At 67.1% G+C, this 2931-nt stretch carries 5 protein-coding genes and 1 pseudogene; all 6 read right to left on the reverse strand.

The annotated features are described in order from the left end of the window. Positions 1 to 56: 56 nt before the first annotated feature. A complete protein-coding gene (locus JCM19049_RS10825) occupies positions 57 to 335 on the reverse strand; it encodes a hypothetical protein (protein WP_054821597.1) in 279 nt (92 codons plus the stop codon). 30 nt (positions 336 to 365) lie between these two features. Then, positions 366 to 749: a low molecular weight phosphatase family protein gene (locus JCM19049_RS10830; RefSeq protein ID WP_279402989.1), complete on the reverse strand. Its 384-nt coding sequence runs from the start codon at positions 747 to 749 to the stop codon at positions 366 to 368. Positions 750 to 867: 118 nt separating this feature from the next. After that, positions 868 to 2028 (reverse strand): APC family permease, encoded by a 1161-nt coding sequence (locus JCM19049_RS10835; RefSeq protein WP_374700292.1) that lies wholly within the window; start codon positions 2026 to 2028, stop codon positions 868 to 870. 11 nt (positions 2029 to 2039) lie between these two features. Then, positions 2040 to 2375 carry a hypothetical protein gene (locus JCM19049_RS23490; protein WP_374700293.1) on the reverse strand — a complete coding sequence of 112 codons (336 nt, stop codon included), beginning with the start codon at positions 2373 to 2375 and terminating at the stop codon, positions 2040 to 2042. Positions 2376 to 2445: 70 nt separating this feature from the next. Next, positions 2446 to 2538 (reverse strand): hypothetical protein, encoded by a 93-nt coding sequence (locus tag JCM19049_RS23495; RefSeq protein WP_374700294.1) that lies wholly within the window; start codon positions 2536 to 2538, stop codon positions 2446 to 2448. A gap of 202 nt (positions 2539 to 2740) precedes the next feature. Beyond that, positions 2741 to 2931: pseudogene (locus JCM19049_RS20290) on the reverse strand (hypothetical protein); the annotation flags it as partial.

The raw sequence follows: 2931 nt of genomic DNA on the forward strand, positions 1-2931 counted from the left end.
CACCCCGGTCAGCACCCGGCCGGCATGCAGCCACACCTCGGCCTGGGCGCCGAGCATCAGCAGCACCGATCCCCCAATCGAGCGATCAGCGCCAGCAGGGTGAAGGGCTTGCGTCCCAGCCGGTCCGCCCAGGAACCGGCGAACACCAGCATCGGCAGCAGACCCACCACGTAGCTGGCCAGCACCAGGAACGCGGCCACCTCGCTCAGCTCGCGGTGCTGCTGGTACCAGCCGATCAGGGAGACGTACTGGTTGGCGCACCAGCCGGTGAGCACCAGACAAATTCCGGGGAACCACCAGGAGCCGGCGCGCTGCGTCCGGATGGCCGCGGTCACCGCCGTGATGCTACTGCCCCAGGTCGTAGCTCAGCGAGCGGACCCGCTCGGCGATCTCGTCACGGATCCGGCGCATCCGCTCGGCCCCGGTGTAGCCTCGTCGCTGGGTTCGGAAAGGATCCAGCGTTCGGTGCGCACCGAGGAGTCGAACGTCGGCTGCGCCTCGCTGCCCAGGATCACCACCCGGTCCACGGTGGCCACCACCTGCGGGTCGATGGCCTTGGGTGTTCCGGCGGACATGTCCGCCCCGGTTTCGGCGATCACCTGCACCGATTCGGGGTTGATGCCCCCGCCCGGGTTGGTCCCTGCGGAGTAGGCGGTGATCTTCCCGTCGGAGAAGTGCTCCATCAGCGCGGCGGCCATCTGGGATTTGCCGGCGTTGCGCGAGCAGATGAACAGTACTGAGTTACCCATGCAGTCATTCAACCACCCCAACGAACAATAGCGGCAACCCGCCGTCCAATTGTTATGCCGTGGCCATGGTGGCCGTCCGGCGCAACAACCTGGCGGGTGCCGCTATTGCGTGGGGGTGCTAGCGCTTGGTCTTGATCGTCTCCCCGCGGAAGAACGCCGGGTGCTTGACGCGCATTACCAGCATGATCACCACGCCCAGGGCCAGCACGCCGACGCCGAGGATGAACACCATGCCCACTCCGCCAATCGAGGAGCCCGAACCGTAGGCGGGGTCCATGGAGTCGATGCAGGTGCGCACGAACATCACCAGCAGCACCACGCCGCCGATCAGCGGAGCCAGGAACTTGAACAGGATGTTGCGCACCGAGTCGAACAGTTCGGTGCGGAAGTACCACACGCAGGCCAGCGCGGTCAGCCCGTAGTAGAAGCAGATCATCATGCCCAGTGCGGTAATGGTGTCCCACAGCGCGTTCTCGGACAGGATGCGGGTCACCACGTAGAACCCGGCCGCGGCCACGGCCGCGGTGACGGTGGCCACCGACGGGGACATGAAGCGCGGGGAGATCCGCGCGTACTTCTCCGGCAGCGCCTTGTAGTAGCCCATGGACAGGATGGTGCGCGCCGGGGAGACCAAGGTGGACTGCAGCGAGGCGGCGGAGGAGGAGAGGATCGCCAGGCTCATCAGGATGGCCAGCGGACCCATCACCGGCCCGGAGAGCACCGCGAAGATCGATTCCTGGTTCTCCGGGTTGCCGGCGCCCAGGCCCTCGGTTCCGATGCCGGCGTAGTAGATCACGCCCAGGGACACGGCCATGTACAGGGCGATGATGATCAGCACCGTCAAGGTGGCCGCGCGCCCCGGAACCTTCTCCGGATCGGTGGTCTCCTCGTTCATGGTCAAGGTGACGTCCCAGCCCCAGAAGATGAAGATGGACAAGCTCACGCCCGCTGCAAAGGCGGTGAAGGACTCCACCGCGGCCGGGTTGAACATCTCCAGGGTGATCGGCGTGCGGTCAAAGGGCTCGGGTTGGTGAAGCACATGATCGCGAACAACAGCAGCACCGCCACCTGGAAGCCACCAGCACGTACTGGAACGCTTGGTGGCGTTCAGCCCGCGGTAGGAGATCCAGGTCGCGACCGCCACGAACACCAAGGTGGTGGGAATGTTGATCCACAGGTTGCGGGTCAGCTCCGCGATCCATTCCTGCCCGGTCAGCTGCGCGATGAGCAGGTAGAAGAAGTCCACCGCCACGGCCGCCAGGTTGGAGAGCACAATCACCGTCGCGGCGATCAGCCCCAGCCGCCCATCCAGCCGATCAGCGGCCCAAACGCGCGGGTGGCCCAGGTGAAGCTGGTGCCCGAATCGGGCATCACATTGTTCAGCTCCCGGTAGCCCAGCGCCACCAGCAGCATGGGCAAAAACCCGGCCAGGAAGATGGCCGGCAGGTTCGTGCCCACCTCGGCCACCGTCGGGCCCAGGGCGGCGGTGAGCGTGTAGGCGGGGGCGATACAGGAAATGCCGATCACCACGGTGCCCAGCACGCCCACGGTGCCCTTGCTCAGGCCCTTTTCATGCAGGCCGCTATCGGACCCCGGCGGGTGCTCCCGCTGCACATCGTTAGACATCTACGGTTCCTTGCTCGTCGTTGAGGTGTACATCCCGGGCAGCTGGGTGCGCGGGCAGGAATGGAAGGCGCTACCGGCCCGTCCCGCCGCTGCGGTGTGGAACCACCGCCATCGGCACGGGCAGGTGGCGCAGCATGCGCTGGGCCTTGGAGCCCAGGAACAACCGGCGCGGCGGGGCCAGACGGGAGGAGCCGAAGACGGCCAGTTCCCCGTCCAGCCAGCCGATGGAGCGATCGCCTCATCGATGCTGGCCCCGGTGACCACTTCCGGCTCCACGTGCTCGCCCAGCCCGCTGGTCAACTCGTCGAGCTGTTGGCGGGTGGCGCGCAGCACCGGGCTGTCTTCCCCGGCCTGCTCCTGACTGGTCACCAGCGTGGCCACGCGCAGCCCAATGCCCAGCGTTCGGCGCTGCGCACCGCCTGGTCGATGACCTCCCCGGCCCCGGGCAGGTCCCCGACGAAGGCGGTGATCCGTGAGATCCTGCCTTGGCCTGGCGCAGCGCGGCCACCCCGCGCGGGTTGGACATCAGCACCGGCACCGGTGAGGCGTGCAGCAG

The sequence above is a fragment of the Arthrobacter sp. JCM 19049 genome (genome assembly GCF_001310435.1).